Consider the following 16,253-nt stretch of genomic DNA (forward strand, 5'->3'; position numbering starts at 1 on the left):
ACACAATCAGTCATTCCAGGACCGTGATGAGAAACGCTCTGCAACGTACTGCTATACGCAAACGCCCGATGAAGCTCGGCACCACCGTGATCCTCATGGTCAGTGCTGTACTTTTCTCCGTGCTGCTCGTCGTTCATCTGATTTACTTCTCACAAATTAGCAATATGACGCGCGATGCCTTAGCGGACAAAGCCCTTGCAGTGGCCCGAACGCTGGCTGACTCCCCGGAGATCCGCCAGGGTCTGCAGAAAGCGCCTCAAGAAAGTGGCATTCAAGAGATTGCCCAGGCGGTGAATAAAAGCAACGACTTCCTGTTCATCGTCGTCACGAATATGCAAAGCATCCGTTATTCACATCCCGAGGCCCAGCGAATCGGCCAGCGGTTTAAAGGCGACGATATTTTGTTGGCCCTGGAAGGGAAAGAAAACGTCGCAATTAATCGTGGCTTTCTGGCTAAAGCACTGCGTGTGTTTACCCCCATCTATGACGAAAACCACCGCCAAATTGGCGTCGTGTCGATTGGCCTTGAGCTCAGCAGAGTCACTGAACAGATTAATAACAGTCGCGACAGTATCTTCTGGTCCGTCTTATTTGGTGTTCTGGTTGGCTTGTTGGGTACCTGGGTGTTGGTCAAGGTGCTCAAACGTATTCTGTTTGGCCTCGAACCCTATGAAATCTCCAACCTGTTTGAACAGCGCCAGGCGATGCTGCACTCTATAAAGGAAGGCGTAATTGCCGTTGACGACAGTGGTGAAGTCACGCTGATAAACCAGGCGGCCCAGGAACTGCTGGATTACCGCAAGTCACAAGACGATGCACAACTCTCCACGCTCAGTCATGCCTGGTCACAGGTGGTCGATTTTTCTGAAGTCTTACGTGATGGAACACCACGGCGCGATGAAGAAATCACCGTGAAAGACCGGCTACTGCTGATCAACACTGTGCCGGTCATCAGCAACGGTAAAATCATCGGTGCTATTTCAACGTTCAGGGATAAGACGGAAGTCCGTAAACTAATGCAACGCCTGGATGGTATGGTCAACTATGCCGATGCACTTCGTGAACGATCCCACGAATTCATGAATAAGTTGCACGTGATTCTGGGATTATTGCATCTGAAAAGTTATAAGCAGTTGGAAACTTATATAATTAAGACAGCCAACAACTATCAGGAAGAAATCGGCTCATTGCTGGGAAAAATAAAGTCCCCGGTTATCGCGGGATTTTTACTCAGTAAGATTAATCGCACATCCGATTTAGGCCATACCCTTGTCATTAGTAATGAAAGTCAATTACCGGAAAACAGCAATGAAGATCAAGTGACCGTGCTGATTACCGTTCTGGGGAATTTGATTGAAAACGCACTGGAAGCGTTAGGTCAAGAAGCCGGTGGTGAGATCAGCGTATCCTTACACTATCGACACGGCTGGTTACATTGTGAAGTTAATGACGATGGTCCGGGGATCGCTCCCGATCGCATTGACCACATATTTGAGAAAGGCGTCTCGTCAAAAGGAAGCGAACGGGGCGTTGGTTTAGCGCTTGTTAAACAGCAGGTTGAAAGTGTTGGCGGCAATATCGCCGTCGAATCTGAACCTGGGATCTTCACCCAATTTTTTGTACAGTTACCGTGGAATGGTGAGAGGGCCAGCAGATGATCAATGTCTTAATTGTCGATGACGACGCAATGGTAGCGGAGTTAAATCGCCGATATGTGGCGCAGCTCTCCGGTTTTCATTGCTGTGGGACAGCGTCTACGCTGGAGAAAGCCAAAGAAATACTTTTTCATGGCGAACATCATATCGACCTGATTTTGTTAGACATTTATATGCAAAAAGAGAACGGTCTGGATCTGCTGCCCGTTCTGCATAGCGAAGGCTGCAAATGTGACGTCATTGTCATCTCTTCCGCCGCCGATGCTACCACCATTAAGGACTCGCTCCACTACGGGGTCGTCGATTATCTGATAAAACCTTTTCAGGCTTCCCGTTTTGAAGAAGCGCTTACCGGCTGGCTGCATAAAAAGACGGAGATGGAAAAACATCAGTACTATGAACAGTCGGAGCTTGATCAGTTGATTCACGGCAGTTCCTCTACCGAGCAGGAAACACGTCGCTTACCCAAAGGATTAACGCCTCAAACGTTACGTACCTTGTGCCAGTGGATTGATGAGCACCAGGATCAAGAGTTCTCTACTGATGAGTTGGCGAACGAAGTCAATATCTCGCGTGTGTCCTGTCGCAAGTACCTCATCTGGCTGGTCAATTGTCATATCTTATTTACCAGCATTCATTACGGCGTGACTGGCAGACCGGTGTATCGTTATCGCGTTCAGGCTGAGCATTATTCGCTGCTAAAACAATACTGCCAATAAACAGCATTACGGGGATTATTCGTTATATAAAAGTAACAGTTATTAAAATAATGAAAAATCCCCCTACTGCTGTCTTAGACAGCAAAATACTGAATTTGCGTTAGATCAAATATAATTGTATCCAACATGTTAACGCTCTATTTTATTATTGACAAACATCACACTGTTTTTAATTTCAAAATCACTAACAAAAGTTAATTAAGTATTATCTAACTCGCAGAATGTGTATTTTTACCCCTAAAGGATTAGTCTGATTTTAACCAGACATAAAAATCTATATCGGTAGCAATGGAGAACATGCTACGTACTATGGACACCGTACATTTTTGTGAGCAAATAAAAGAATCCGTTCGCCAACCTCATAGCATCATGAATTGGCGTGAGCGTGATCACATAAATAATACACTCACCTATCCTGCCGGTGGTTCACGTAATAGTAGAATACGTAAAGCTGACGATAAGTTTCCGGTTAACCGGGACAACGTACCTACACTACAACATCAGCCAATGCTCTTCATAACATGCTCTGCTTCCCATCGCCTGAGGATTCTCTCCTCAGAACAAAGTCACAGAAAAAAAGTTAAATATTTCCAATAACGTTTAAAAATTTTCTAGAAAGATATTTGAACATTAATCACAAATACGGACATACCGAATATTGACCGCTTTCTGATGCTTATTACAGCATAAAAGAGTGTGGCACAGATCCATTTATCAAAAATTGACTGAGTTTTTTGCGAGGGTAAATAAAATGTTATTTAGTATACAGCTTCTTATAATATTAATATGTTTGTTTTATGGTGCCAGAAAGGGCGGTATCGCACTGGGTTTGTTAGGCGGTATCGGTCTGGTCATTCTGGTTTTCGTGTTCCATCTCCAGCCGGGTAAACCGCCAGTAGACGTTATGCTGGTCATTATTGCCGTGGTCGCTGCTTCCGCAACTTTGCAGGCCTCCGGCGGTCTTGATGTTATGCTGCAAATTGCTGAAAAGCTGCTGCGTCGTAACCCAAAATACGTTTCCATCGTGGCACCGTTTGTCACCTGCACCCTGACTATCCTGTGTGGTACAGGTCACGTGGTGTACACCATTCTGCCTATCATCTATGACGTTGCGATTAAGAACAATATTCGCCCGGAACGTCCGATGGCGGCGAGTTCTATCGGTGCGCAGATGGGTATCATTGCCAGCCCGGTTTCCGTGGCCGTCGTGTCACTGGTCGCGATGCTGGGTAACGTAACGTTTGAAGGCAAGCACCTCGAATTCCTCGACCTGCTCGCTATCACCATCCCCTCTACCCTGCTGGGTATTCTGGCGATCGGTATCTTCAGCTGGTTCCGTGGTAAAGATCTGGACAAAGACGAAGATTTTCAGAAGTTCATTTCCGTTCCTGAAAACCACCACTATGTCTATGGCGACACCGCTACGCTGTTAGACAAAAAACTGCCTAAGAGCAACTGGCTGGCAATGTGGATCTTCCTGGCCGCTATCGCTGTCGTTGCCGTCCTGGGTGCGGTATCTGAACTGCGTCCTTCTTTTGGTGGCAAACCGCTGTCAATGGTTCTGGTTATCCAGATGTTCATGCTGCTGACTGGCGCACTGATTATCATCCTGACCAAAACCAACCCCGCATCTATCTCTAAAAATGAAGTCTTCCGTTCAGGTATGATCGCGATTGTAGCGGTGTACGGTATTGCCTGGATGGCGGAAACCATGTTCGGCGCACATATGTCTGAAATTCAGGGCGTACTGGGCGAGATGGTGAAAGAATATCCGTGGGCCTATGCGGTTGTCCTGCTGTTGGTCTCCAAGTTTGTAAACTCCCAGGCTGCGGCGCTGGCGGCTATCGTGCCGGTCGCGCTGGCTATCGGCGTTGATCCAGCGTACATCGTTGCCTCTGCTCCGGCATGCTACGGTTACTACATTCTGCCGACCTACCCAAGCGATCTGGCGGCCATTCAGTTTGACCGTTCCGGCACCACCCGCATTGGCCGCTTCGTCATTAACCACAGCTTCATTCTGCCTGGTTTGATCGGCGTAAGCGTATCCTGTGTATTTGGCTGGGTGTTCGCTGCAATGTACGGTTTCCTGTAATCACACTTCGCGTGCCGTCCACTTTTGTACGGCACGCTACTCATAAGATGCAGAACAATTTACGTTTCTGATAAAAAAGAAAAGGCTGGAAGCAAATGTCAAAAGTTGAATTCACTTACCAGGCGCCTTTCCCGCTGGGGGAAGACAAAACTGAGTACTATCTGCTGACATCCGATCACGTCAGCGTCGGCGAGTTTGAAGGCGAGACAATCCTCAAGGTAGAACCAGAAGCACTGACGCTCCTGGCCCAGCAAGCCTTCCACGATGCCTCCTTCATGCTCCGCCCGGAACACCAGCAGCAAGTCGCCTCCATTCTTCACGATCCAGAAGCCAGCGAAAACGATAAGTACGTGGCGCTGCAATTCCTGAGAAACTCTGAAATCGCCGCCAAAGGCGTGCTGCCAACCTGTCAGGATACCGGCACGGCTATTATCATGGGTAAAAAAGGCCAACGCGTCTGGACCGGTGGCGGGGACGAAGCCGCGCTCTCCAAAGGTGTCTTTAATACCTACATTGAAGATAACCTACGCTATTCACAAAACGCCGCACTGGATATGTACAAAGAGGTCAATACCGGGACGAACCTGCCCGCGCAAATCGACCTGTACAGCGTGGATGGTGACGAATACAAATTCCTGTGTGTGGCCAAAGGCGGCGGCTCAGCAAACAAAACGTACCTCTATCAGGAAACGAAAGCACTGCTGACCCCCGGCAAGCTGAAAAATTACCTGGTTGATAAGATGCGCACGCTGGGTACGGCGGCCTGCCCGCCTTACCACATCGCCTTTGTCATTGGCGGCACCTCAGCAGAAAGCACCCTCAAAACGGTGAAACTGGCCAGCACGCACTACTACGACGCGCTGCCGACCGAAGGTAATGTCCATGGTCAGGCGTTCCGTGACGTTCAACTGGAACAAGAACTGCTTGAAGAAGCACAGAAACTGGGTCTCGGCGCACAGTTTGGCGGCAAATACTTCGCACACGATATCCGCGTGATCCGCTTGCCTCGCCACGGTGCATCTTGCCCGGTAGGCATGGGTGTATCCTGCTCTGCCGACCGTAACATCAAGGCCAAAATTAATCGCGACGGTATCTGGATTGAAAAACTGGAGCATAATCCAGCCCAGTACATTCCTGAATCGCTGCGTCAGGCTGGTGAAGGTGAAGCGGTTAAGGTTGACCTGAACCGCCCGATGAAAGAGATCCTCGCCCAGCTTTCTCAATACCCGGTATCTACGCGCCTGTCGTTAAGCGGCACCATCATTGTGGGTCGCGACATTGCCCATGCGAAGCTGAAAGAGCGTATTGATTCCGGTGAAGGTCTGCCGCAGTACGTGAAAGATCACCCGATCTACTACGCGGGTCCGGCAAAAACACCAGCGGGTTATCCATCAGGCTCCTTAGGCCCAACCACCGCGGGTCGTATGGACTCCTACGTTGATCTGCTGCAATCCCACGGCGGCAGCATGATCATGCTGGCGAAAGGGAACCGCAGCCAGCAGGTGACCGACGCCTGCCATAAACACGGCGGCTTCTACTTAGGCAGCATCGGCGGTCCGGCGGCAGTACTGGCGCAGCAGAGCATTAAGCATCTGGAATGCGTGGAGTATCCGGAACTGGGTATGGAAGCTATTTGGAAAATCGAAGTTGAAGATTTCCCGGCCTTCATCCTGGTCGATGACAAAGGCAACGATTTCTTCCAGCAAATTGTCAGCAAGCAATGCGCTAACTGCGCGAAGTAACCTATCTGGCCCGGCACCGGACTGCTCCCAATCGTTGGACACCCAACCGTTGAGGACAGCCCGGTGATCCCCCCGGGCCACTCTCCCCCCTCAATAACGGGTATTGAATTTTTATCACGCCCGATAAATAGTAGCCTTTTCGACTACTCGCTAAATCATCATGATCCGCACACTGAATACTTCGATGCTGAATACTGGCGCACTGGTGCTGGCGCTCATTCTTGCCTACACCGGCTTCTGCGCCACAGAAAAAATCACCTGGCTGATGGAAGTCACGCCGGTCATTATTGTCGTCCCGTTGCTGCTGGTGACCGTTAAGCGCTACCCGCTGACGCCGCTGCTCTACACGCTGATATTCTTGCATGCCATCATTCTGATGGTGGGCGGTATGTACACCTACGCTAAGGTGCCGATTGGCTTTGATGTTCAGGAGTGGCTGAATCTGAGCCGCAACCCTTATGACAAGCTGGGCCACTTCTTCCAGGGGCTGGTACCTGCCCTGACGGCCAGAGAGATTTTAGTACGCGGCAATATTGTCCGTGGGCGTAAGATGTTGGCGTTTTTAGTCTGCTGTGTCGCGCTGGCGATCAGCGCCACCTATGAACTGATTGAATGGTGGGCGGCGCTGGCGATGGGTCAAGGTGCAGATGATTTCCTTGGCACGCAGGGCGATCCGTGGGATACCCAGTCAGATATGTTCTGCGCCCTGCTCGGCGCATTAACCACGGTGATACTGCTGGCGCGGGTTCATTGTCGGCAGTTGCGCCGCTATGGGTTAATCACCGTGAACTGATTGCCGGATGTCGCTGACGCTAATCCGGCCTGTACGTTACGCCTTAGCTTCACTGGCGGTTGCTACCGCAACCACCGGTATATCCAGTTGCTCATCCACCGAAGGCACCTTGCGGTACTTATCCAACAAGTGGATCTGGATCCGGCGCAGCGTATCGCCGTTCAGTCGGTAGAAACGGAAGTAGAGGATTAGCGTGACCATAAAAAAGAGGGCCGGTAGCGCTATCATAATGAATTGCATACCCACGATGGTTTCGGCAGACTGCTCAACGTTCGGCAGATAGCCAATTATCCCGAGCACCAGCGCAATAAAGAAAGCAGCAAACGCTGATCCCCCTTTGACCACCATGGTTTGTACCGAATAGGCAATGCTTTCACAACGTACATTGAGCTTGTATTCACCGTAATCGACGGTGTCCGCGACCATAATGACCTGCAGCACCCAGAAAAGCGCCGAACCAATGTTCAGTAAAACCCCGGCAATCACAATCAGCAGGGTATTATGAAAACCCGCTAATGCCATCGCCAACAGCACGCCGCAGCTAAGTACCGGCATTATCGATGCCCCAGCCCATAAGATCCGCCGGGACAACGCTTTCACCAGTCGAGGAAAAAGGATCAGCGTCAGCAGATTAGCCGCACCGGCGTAGGACATGTAGTACGGGAAGAGGGCCGCATCGCCAATTACGTAGGTAAAATAGTAAATAGCAAAACCCGCAATAATATTGGCCGCGATATTGTAGGCCAGCGCCATGCCCAGCAAGCAGGAAAGCTGGTCGTTTTTATAGATAAGCCCGACGATCGCTTTCAAACTCAGGCGACTGCTGTCGGCTGTTGCATCGCTGTCCGACGAATACACCTCATGCACATTACGTAGCGTCACGAATGTCGACACGATAAAGAATGCGATCAGCACCAGCGTAAACATCTGGAAACCAAATCCGCGATCGGCCCCGCCAACATAGCTGACAAAGGGCAACGTTACCCCGGCGGTCACAAACCCGGACAAGCTGGCGAAAAAGCGGGGAAACGGCACCAGTTGCTCACGTTCGCGTTTATCTAGCGTAATGGTCGGCACCAGCGACCAGAAGGGAATATCCATAATGGTGTAGGTCATCCCCCACAGAATGTAGGTGACACATACAAAGACAACCTGCGTTGTCCCTTCGAACAGATGGGCGCTAAATAGCAAGAACAGCACCAGCGAGTTCGCCAGGGTGCCGAGTAGAATCCAGGGTTTAAACTTTCCCCAGCGTGAGCGGGTGGCGTTAACAATCCAGCCCATGATCGGATCGTTAATCGCATCCCAAATCCTTGCCGCCAGGAACAATGTCCCGACCAGTCCCACTGATAATCCCACCACATCGGTGTAGTAATACATCAGGTACATGTACACAATACCAATAGCGAAATCCTTACCAAACGCTCCAAATCCATAACTGAGTTTTGTTGTCAGAGATATGCTCATAGGGTATCGGGTCACTGTTACCAGCGCCCGCCTTCTGTAATAGGAAACGTGAGACGTCGGGCGCCGGACATGCTGCCGGCGCGCAAGGGGCTTATCGATGTAACCAGGCCGGTAACCAGTCGCCATGTGAAGCGATCAGGTCGTCCACCAGCGCATAAATCTCCTCAATGCCCAATACTGCCGCGGTATGGGGGTCCATCATTGCCGCGTGATACACCCGATCGCGGTTTTCCGTCAGGATGGCTTCGGTCAGCAGGGTCTGCACATTGATATTGGTTTGCATCATTGCCGCCAGATGCGATGGGAGAGTGCCCACCTTCGTCGGTTGAATGCCATTGGCATCAACCAGACACGCCACTTCCACACAGCAGCCCTGTGGCAGGTTATCGATCAGGCCGTCATTACGCACATTGCCATAAATCACACTCGGCTCACCGGTCCAGATGGCATTCATGATCGTGCTGGCATATTCCCGCGACGGTTTAATATCAATCCGCGCCGCCGTTTTGTACTCCTCCAGCTCTTTATGCCAGTTCGCCAGTTGTTCCACGCAACGTTTCGGGTATTCATCCAGCGGCACCTTGTAGCGCTCAATCAGGTCTTCACGTCCCGGCTTAATAAACCACGGCGTATATTCAGCAAAATGTTCTGAAGACTCAGTAACGAAGTACCCCAGTTTTTTGAACATCTCATACCGCACGATGTTCTGGCAGCGGCTATTCCCGTGAATGTTAGGCTTCGGCGCCTGACCGGCTTCATAAGCAGCCAGCAGTTCCGGGTACAAATCCACATAGCTGCCCTCTGCTGTTTTTCGTTCCAGCTCCAGGTAAAACGCCATATGGTTGATCCCGGCGCTACGGTAGCGCAACGTGGCGGGATCGATATTCAAATCACGCGCCAACTCCTCCGCCGTCCCCTGAACAGAGTGGCACAGCCCAACCTGTTTAATCTGCGGATACCGTGCATACATAGCCCAGGTGTTCATCGCCATCGGATTGACGTAGTTAAGCATCGTGGCATGCGGGCAAACTTCGGTCATGTCTTCACAAATCTGCCATAAATGCGGGATGGTGCGCAGCGCGCGCATAATGCCGCCCGGCCCCAGCGTATCGGCAATGGTTTGTTCCAGACCATGACGTTTACACACGTCAAAATCAGTGACGGTACACGGCTCATAGCCGCCAATCTGGAAGGCGACAACCACAAAATCGGCATCCTGCAACGCCGCTTTCCGATCGGTATGGCAGGTAATGTGACCGGATGCGCCCGCTGAATCCATCAGTTTGCGCACCACAATATGCGATTCTTCAAGGCGTGTGGGATCGATATCCATTAAGGCAATATGCGCAGATTTCAGTGCATCGCGGTGAAAGACATCCCCGAGAATATTTTTGACGAAAATCGTGGAACCGGCGCCGATAAAGGTAATTTTGGGTGCAGACATCATCACTCTCCAGAACGTTGTTGGTCATCGTCAGGATGGCACGCGATGGCGATGAAAGCCTCCGGCTTCTGTAATGAGCATTCCCAAAAACTCAGATCACCTTTCTGCCCACGCAGAATCTGAGTTAATGGGATTAAATTAGCCGAAAAGCAGAGTATGTGGCCCAAAAACTCTACTATGCTGAGGTCTAATGACTCAATTTGCGTCCCAATTCGCAGTCTTATCTGTATACAAATGGCATGATTCTGAGCATTCAGGAAATGGAGTGACCATGACGACGTTACCGATACCGCTTCTCCCTCCCGATCCACACATGTGCAGTAGCGATGAACAGCAGACCCGCAGCCCGCTGACGCTGTACTCAGAGTATCAACGCATGGATATCGAGCTGCGCCCGCCGCATGCCATGGACTCCAGTCACTGGCACGGCCAGGTGGAAGTGAATGTACCGTTCGATGGCGACGTTGAGTATGTTATCAATAACGAAGTGGTGCAGATAAAACAGGGACATATCACATTATTCTGGGCCTGTACGCCGCACCAGCTCACCCGTCCGGGTACCTGCCAGCAGATGGCGATTTTCAATTTACCGATGCACCTGTTTCTCTCCTGGCCGCTGGATCGCGAACTGATCAACCACGTCACGCATGGCATGGTCATTAAATCACTGGCGACGCAACAGCTCAGCACCTTTGAAGTTCAGCGCTGGCAGCAAGAGGTGAACAGCCCGAACGAACAAATTCGCCAGTTGGCGATCGACGAAATTGGTCTGATGCTTAAGCGCTTTAGCCTGTCGGGCTGGCAGCCAATTCTGGTCAATAAAACCTCGCGCACGCACAAAAACAGCGTTTCCCGACACGCTCAGTTTTACGTCAGCCAGATGCTGAGCTTTATTGCCGACAACTACGATCAGGCGCTCACCATTAACGACGTCGCGGAGCATGTGAAGCTCAATGCCAACTATGCGATGGGAATTTTCCAGCGCGTAATGCAGCTCACCATGAAGCAGTACATTACCGCGATGCGGATCAACCACGTCCGCGCGCTGCTAAGCGATACCGATAAAACAATTCTGGACGTGGCGCTGACCGCCGGATTCCGCTCCAGCAGCCGCTTTTACGACACCTTCAACAAATTTGTCGGCATGTCACCACAGCAATACCGCAAACTGAGTCAGCAAAGACGACAGTCCTCAGCCCTCTGACCCCGGCAATATCACTATCAGCCAAAAAAATAATTCCCCTGTCGATAAACGACGGGGAAAAATCGCCAAATGCACCAATCAACCATTTGTTTTTAAAAAATAAAAACACAAAATCGCCTAATTTTCGCCCCCTTTACTCCCGTATTTATCAGGTAAATACTTGCCCTCGTCACACATCCTCCACTACGGGAAACAGACGATGAAAGTATTAATTGTTGAAAGCGAATTTCTGCATCAGGACACCTGGGTCGGCCACGCGGTCGAACGTCTGGCGGACGCCCTGAGTCGGCAAAATGTGACCGTCATTAAGTCCACATCATTCGATGATGGTTACGCCATCCTGGCCGCCAATGAGGCCATTGACTGCCTGATGTTCAGCTACCAAATGGAACAACAGGACGAACACCTCAACGTCAGGCAATTGATCGGCAAGCTTCACGAACGCCAGCAAAATGTTCCCGTTTTCCTGCTGGGCGATCGGGAAAAAGCTACCGCATCGCTGGATCGCGATCTGCTGGAGCTTGTCGATGAATTCGCCTGGATTCTGGAAGATACTGCCGACTTTATCGCCGGGCGCGCCGTTGCGGCAATGACCCGTTATCGCCAGCAGCTTCTGCCGCCACTGTTCAGCGCATTGATGAAATACGGCGACATCCATGAATATTCCTGGGCCGCACCAGGCCACCAGGGCGGCGTCGGATTTACCAAAACCCCTGCGGGTCGTTTCTACCATGATTACTACGGTGAAAATCTGTTCCGTAGCGATATGGGTATCGAACGCGCCTCTCTCGGCTCACTGCTTGACCACACCGGCGCATTTGGCGAGAGTGAAAAATATGCCGCCCGCGTCTTTGGCGCTGACCGTTCGTGGTCCGTAGTGGTCGGCACATCCGGCTCTAACCGCACCATCATGCAGGCCTGCATGACCGACAACGACGTGGTCGTTCTGGACCGAAACTGCCATAAATCGATCGAGCAGGGGCTGATCCTCACCGGGGCAAAACCGGTGTATATGGTGCCAAGCCGTAACCGTTACGGCATTATCGGGCCTATCTACCCGCAGGAAATGCAGCCGGAAACGTTGCAGAAAAAAATCAGCGAAAGCCCGCTGACGCAAGGTAAAGCCGGGCAAAAGCCATCTTACAGCGTGGTCACTAACTGTACCTACGACGGCGTCTGCTACAACGCGAAAGAAGCGCAAGACCTGCTGGCACAAACCAGCGATCGTATACACTTCGATGAAGCCTGGTACGGTTATGCGCGCTTCAACCCGATTTACAACGACCACTACGCCATGCGTGGAGAGCCAGGCGACCATAACGGCCCCACCGTATTTGCCACGCACTCCACCCACAAACTGCTGAATGCGCTGTCACAGGCCTCTTACATCCACGTGCGTGAAGGCCGTGGAGCGGTGAATTTCTCCCGCTTTAACCAGGCGTATATGATGCACGCCACCACCTCACCGCTGTATGCCATCTGCGCCTCAAACGACGTGGCGGTCTCAATGATGGACGGTAATAGCGGCCTGTCGCTCACTCAGGAAGTGATCGACGAAGCGGTTGATTTCCGCCAGGCAATGGCACGGTTATACAAAGAATTCACCGCCGAGGGCGACTGGTTCTTCAAACCGTGGAACAAAGAGGTGGTCACCGATCCACAAACCGGCGAAACCTACGACTTCGCGGATGCACCGACCCAACTGCTGACCACCGACCAGAATTGCTGGGTGATGCGCCCGGGTGAATCCTGGCACGGCTTTAAAGACCTGCCGGATAACTGGAGCATGCTGGACCCGATTAAGGTCAGCATTCTGGCACCGGGAATGGGCGACGACGGCGAGCTGGAAGAAAATGGCGTGCCGGCCGCGCTGGTCACCGCCTGGCTTGGACGTCACGGTATCGTACCGACCCGCACCACCGACTTCCAGATTATGTTCCTGTTCTCAATGGGGATCACCCGCGGGAAATGGGGCACGCTTATCAACACGCTGTGTTCCTTCAAGCACCATTACGATACCAATACCCCGCTGTCACAGGTGATGCCGGAACTGGTAGAGGAACATCCTGACACTTACGCCAACATGGGCATTCACGATCTGGGCGACACCATGTTCGCCTGGCTGAAAGAAAATAACCCAGGTAGCCGCCTCAATGCGGCCTATTCCGGCCTGCCTGTCGCTGAAATCACCCCGCGCGAAGCCTATAACGCGATCGTGAGCGACAACGTTGAGATGGTAGCCATCGAAAATCTGCCGGGCCGTATTGCCGCCAATTCCGTTATCCCTTACCCACCGGGAATCCCGATGCTGCTGTCCGGGGAAAACTTTGGCGATGCCAATAGCCCACAGATAAGTTACCTGCGTTCGTTGCAATCCTGGGACCATAACTTCCCTGGCTTTGAACATGAAACCGAAGGAACGGAAATTATCGACGGCATGTATCACGTCATGTGCGTGAAAGCATAATGTCGCTTTATAGATAGTCCGATGTTTAAGGTAGACATGTCATGCTTGAGTAATTCCTGAGTATTGCTGCAAAACAATAACATTGTCATACCTTTTGCGCGGGGCCACCCCGCGCTTTTTTTATGCAGCGAAAACACGTTGCCACTCGCGTAAATTATTATGTACACCCCAATAATCCCCACAGATATTGTAATTCCTTTGAATCACGCTATTTTATCGCAGGTTTTGATTCATCATACAATTCTATTTAACCGGTATTACTCACCCTTCGGCGAGCGACGGTATTTTATATTCATATTCCAGGAGTTCGGGTATGAGGGTTTGCAGCAAAGAAGCTTGTGTTGTTGTATTAACGGAGAAAGATGTTTGGTTAAGGATTAACGGTAAAGAAGCCATCAGTTTAAAAGCCAACCACATGGCACTGGTGGCATGTGATAATAATATTATCGACTTCTCTTCACTCAATAACGCCCTGGTGGTTCACATCAGTCGCGACATTATTAAAGATTACTTACGATTTTTAAATAAAGATCTCTCACAAATCCCCCTCTGGCAACGCAGTGCCAGCCCGGTAATGACCGCTGCCTGCCTGACGCCGGATGTGTTTCGGGTCGCCGCCCAGCACAGCGTGATGGAAACGCTGAACGAAGGGGAGGCAGAACGGACGCGTGCACTGCTGTTCACCGTGCTATCACGCTTTCTCGACAGCAAAAAGTTTCTCCCGCTGCTGATGCATATGTTACGCAGCCGCATTAGAGACAGCGTTTATCACATCATTGAGAGTGATATTCATAAAGACTGGAACTTGAGTTTGGTCGCCAGTTGCCTGTGCCTGAGCCCCAGTTTGTTAAAGAAAAAGCTCAAAAATGAAAATACAAGTTACAGCCAAATAATTACCACCTGTCGCATGCGTTATGCCGTCAATCAATTATTGATGGACGGAAAAAACATATCTCAGGTGTCGCAACTGTGCGGATATAACAGTACGTCATACTTCATCTCTGTATTCAAAGAGTTCTACGGGATGACCCCACTGCATTATGTTAGCCTGCACCGGGAACAAACGGCCGCCTGATTTTTAATCATTTAGCAATAAGCCATAATAATATCAGCATTGGCGATACTCACCTTTCGCCATAATTCAATCATCTTCTGCGGAGGTATGATACGTCGTCATTTATCCTTATCAGGAGTTAAGAAATATGTCGACGGATGCTGATGCTCACAAAGTGGGCTTAATCCCCGTCACCTTAATGGTGTCGGGGAATATTATGGGTTCCGGTGTATTCCTGTTACCCGCCAATCTGGCGTCAACTGGCGGGATTGCAATCTACGGATGGCTGGTCACGATTATCGGCGCGCTGGCGCTGTCGATGGTGTACGCCAAAATGTCGTCCTTAGACTCCAGTCCCGGTGGTTCTTACGCGTATGCCCGCCGCTGCTTCGGTCCCTTCTTAGGCTATCAAACCAACGTCCTGTACTGGCTGGCCTGCTGGATCGGTAACATCGCGATGGTGGTCATTGGCGTGGGTTACCTGAGCTACTTTTTCCCCATCTTAAAAGATCCGCTGGTGTTGACGCTGACCTGCGTCGCCGTACTGTGGGTCTTCGTGTTGCTGAATATCGTCGGGCCGAAAATGATCACCCGCGTGCAGGCCATTGCTACCGTGCTGGCACTGGTGCCCATTGTCGGGATTGCCGTCTTCGGCTGGTTCTGGTTTCGCGGTGAAACCTATATGGCAGCCTGGAACGTCAGCGGCATGAACACCTTCGGCGCGATCCAAAGCACCTTGAACGTCACCCTGTGGTCATTCATCGGGGTAGAAAGTGCTTCTGTGGCTGCGGGCGTGGTCAAAAACCCTAAACGTAACGTTCCTATCGCCACCATTGGCGGGGTACTGATTGCCGCTGTCTGCTACGTGCTTTCTACCACCGCGATTATGGGCATGATCCCTAACGCGGCGCTGCGCGTTTCGGCTTCACCATTCGGCGATGCGGCACGCATGGCATTGGGTGACACCGCAGGCGCGATTGTCTCCTTCTGCGCAGCGGCCGGGTGTCTCGGCTCACTGGGCGGCTGGACGTTGCTTGCCGGGCAAACCGCAAAAGCGGCGGCCGACGACGGTCTGTTCCCACCGATTTTCGCTCGCGTCAACAAAGCCGGTACGCCGGTTGCCGGGTTAATTATCGTCGGGATCCTGATGACTCTCTTCCAGTTCAGCAGCATGTCACCGAACGCCGCCAAAGAGTTTGGTCTGGTCTCTTCTGTCTCGGTCATCTTCACGCTGGTGCCTTACCTGTATACCTGTGCCGCCCTGTTGCTGCTGGGCCATGGTCACTTTGGTAAAGCACGTCCTCTGTACTTGCTGGTCACCTTCGTGGCATTTATCTACTGCATCTGGGCAGTGGTCGGCTCGGGCGCCAAAGAAGTGATGTGGTCATTCGTGATGCTGATGATCATCACCGCGCTGTATGCCCTTAATTACAACCGGATCCATAAAAATCCGTATCCACTGGATGCCCCAGTTAACAATAATTAATGTAAGCAGCAGGGGTGCATATAGGCCGGACAAGGCATCGCAGCCATCCGGTATTAAGCCAATCTTAAGTTCTTAAGGTTGGCTTAACTTTACTTTGCGAGGATCTGCCCCACTTAGTCGATGGAATTTC

At 51.2% G+C, this 16,253-nt stretch carries 11 protein-coding genes; 9 read left to right on the forward strand and 2 right to left on the reverse strand.

Annotation, left to right across the window (positions count from 1 at the left end):
- Nucleotides 1–26: 26 nt before the first annotated feature.
- From AC3ITF_RS20345 to AC3ITF_RS20365, 5 genes are all read left to right on the forward strand, one after another.
- Nucleotides 27–1,658 carry a sensor histidine kinase gene (locus AC3ITF_RS20345; RefSeq protein ID WP_135912702.1) on the forward strand — a complete coding sequence of 544 codons (1,632 nt, stop codon included), beginning with the start codon at nucleotides 27–29 and terminating at the stop codon, nucleotides 1,656–1,658.
- Entirely contained in the window at nucleotides 1,655–2,374 is a 720-nt protein-coding gene (gene dcuR, locus AC3ITF_RS20350) for a two-component system response regulator DcuR (RefSeq protein ID WP_096758636.1), read from the forward strand. The genes AC3ITF_RS20345 and dcuR overlap by 4 nt, the downstream gene beginning before the upstream one ends.
- A 751-nt stretch (nucleotides 2,375–3,125) precedes the next feature.
- Nucleotides 3,126–4,466, forward strand: coding sequence for an anaerobic C4-dicarboxylate transporter DcuB (gene dcuB, locus AC3ITF_RS20355; protein WP_096758637.1), 1,341 nt, complete (start codon nucleotides 3,126–3,128; stop codon nucleotides 4,464–4,466).
- Between the two features lie 95 nt (nucleotides 4,467–4,561).
- Nucleotides 4,562–6,208 carry a class I fumarate hydratase FumA gene (fumA, locus tag AC3ITF_RS20360; RefSeq protein WP_181218268.1) on the forward strand — a complete coding sequence of 549 codons (1,647 nt, stop codon included), beginning with the start codon at nucleotides 4,562–4,564 and terminating at the stop codon, nucleotides 6,206–6,208.
- A gap of 160 nt (nucleotides 6,209–6,368) precedes the next feature.
- Entirely contained in the window at nucleotides 6,369–7,001 is a 633-nt protein-coding gene (locus AC3ITF_RS20365) for a DUF2238 domain-containing protein (RefSeq protein ID WP_153880548.1), read from the forward strand.
- A gap of 36 nt (nucleotides 7,002–7,037) precedes the next feature.
- Here the strand turns inward: AC3ITF_RS20365 and melB are convergent, their stop codons facing one another.
- Together melB and melA are read right to left on the reverse strand one after the other, a co-directional pair.
- The gene (melB, locus tag AC3ITF_RS20370) at nucleotides 7,038–8,468 is read right to left on the reverse strand and encodes a melibiose:sodium transporter MelB (protein ID WP_489175975.1); all 1,431 of its coding nucleotides are present in this window, start codon (nucleotides 8,466–8,468) and stop codon (nucleotides 7,038–7,040) included.
- Nucleotides 8,469–8,559: 91 nt separating this feature from the next.
- On the reverse strand, nucleotides 8,560–9,915 hold the full coding sequence (melA, locus tag AC3ITF_RS20375) for an alpha-galactosidase (protein ID WP_115259658.1): 1,356 nt from the start codon (nucleotides 9,913–9,915) through the stop codon (nucleotides 8,560–8,562).
- A 268-nt stretch (nucleotides 9,916–10,183) separates the two neighbouring features.
- Here melA and melR point away from each other — a divergent pair, with 268 nt between their 5' ends.
- From melR to adiC, 4 genes are all read left to right on the forward strand, one after another.
- Nucleotides 10,184–11,116, forward strand: coding sequence for a transcriptional regulator MelR (melR, locus tag AC3ITF_RS20380; RefSeq protein WP_117343567.1), 933 nt, complete (start codon nucleotides 10,184–10,186; stop codon nucleotides 11,114–11,116).
- Nucleotides 11,117–11,315: 199 nt separating this feature from the next.
- Nucleotides 11,316–13,583 carry an arginine decarboxylase gene (gene adiA, locus AC3ITF_RS20385; RefSeq protein WP_115259660.1) on the forward strand — a complete coding sequence of 756 codons (2,268 nt, stop codon included), beginning with the start codon at nucleotides 11,316–11,318 and terminating at the stop codon, nucleotides 13,581–13,583.
- Nucleotides 13,584–13,896: 313 nt separating this feature from the next.
- On the forward strand, nucleotides 13,897–14,658 hold the full coding sequence (locus AC3ITF_RS20390) for an AraC family transcriptional regulator (RefSeq protein WP_489175976.1): 762 nt from the start codon (nucleotides 13,897–13,899) through the stop codon (nucleotides 14,656–14,658).
- 127 nt (nucleotides 14,659–14,785) lie between these two features.
- Complete coding sequence (gene adiC / locus AC3ITF_RS20395; RefSeq protein WP_096758642.1) at nucleotides 14,786–16,123, forward strand: arginine/agmatine antiporter; 1,338 nt, start codon at nucleotides 14,786–14,788, stop codon at nucleotides 16,121–16,123.
- Nucleotides 16,124–16,253 lie beyond the last annotated feature (130 nt).

Source organism: Citrobacter sp. KH_055_1 (genome assembly GCF_057838705.1).

Bases quoted from the DNA above. Each gene is read 5' to 3' on its own strand.
- dcuB (WP_096758637.1), top strand. From the start codon at position 3,126: ATGTTATTTAGTATACAGCTTCTTATAATATTAATATGTTTGTTTTAT.
- dcuR (WP_096758636.1), top strand. From the start codon at position 1,655: ATGATCAATGTCTTAATTGTCGATGACGACGCAATGGTAGCGGAGTTA.
- melR (WP_117343567.1), top strand. From the start codon at position 10,184: ATGACGACGTTACCGATACCGCTTCTCCCTCCCGATCCACACATGTGC.
- AC3ITF_RS20345 (WP_135912702.1), top strand. From the start codon at position 27: ATGAGAAACGCTCTGCAACGTACTGCTATACGCAAACGCCCGATGAAG.
- AC3ITF_RS20365 (WP_153880548.1), top strand. From the start codon at position 6,369: ATGATCCGCACACTGAATACTTCGATGCTGAATACTGGCGCACTGGTG.
- AC3ITF_RS20390 (WP_489175976.1), top strand. From the start codon at position 13,897: ATGAGGGTTTGCAGCAAAGAAGCTTGTGTTGTTGTATTAACGGAGAAA.
- melB (WP_489175975.1), bottom strand. From the start codon at position 8,468: ATGAGCATATCTCTGACAACAAAACTCAGTTATGGATTTGGAGCGTTT.
- adiC (WP_096758642.1), top strand. From the start codon at position 14,786: ATGTCGACGGATGCTGATGCTCACAAAGTGGGCTTAATCCCCGTCACC.
- fumA (WP_181218268.1), top strand. From the start codon at position 4,562: ATGTCAAAAGTTGAATTCACTTACCAGGCGCCTTTCCCGCTGGGGGAA.
- melA (WP_115259658.1), bottom strand. From the start codon at position 9,915: ATGATGTCTGCACCCAAAATTACCTTTATCGGCGCCGGTTCCACGATT.
- adiA (WP_115259660.1), top strand. From the start codon at position 11,316: ATGAAAGTATTAATTGTTGAAAGCGAATTTCTGCATCAGGACACCTGG.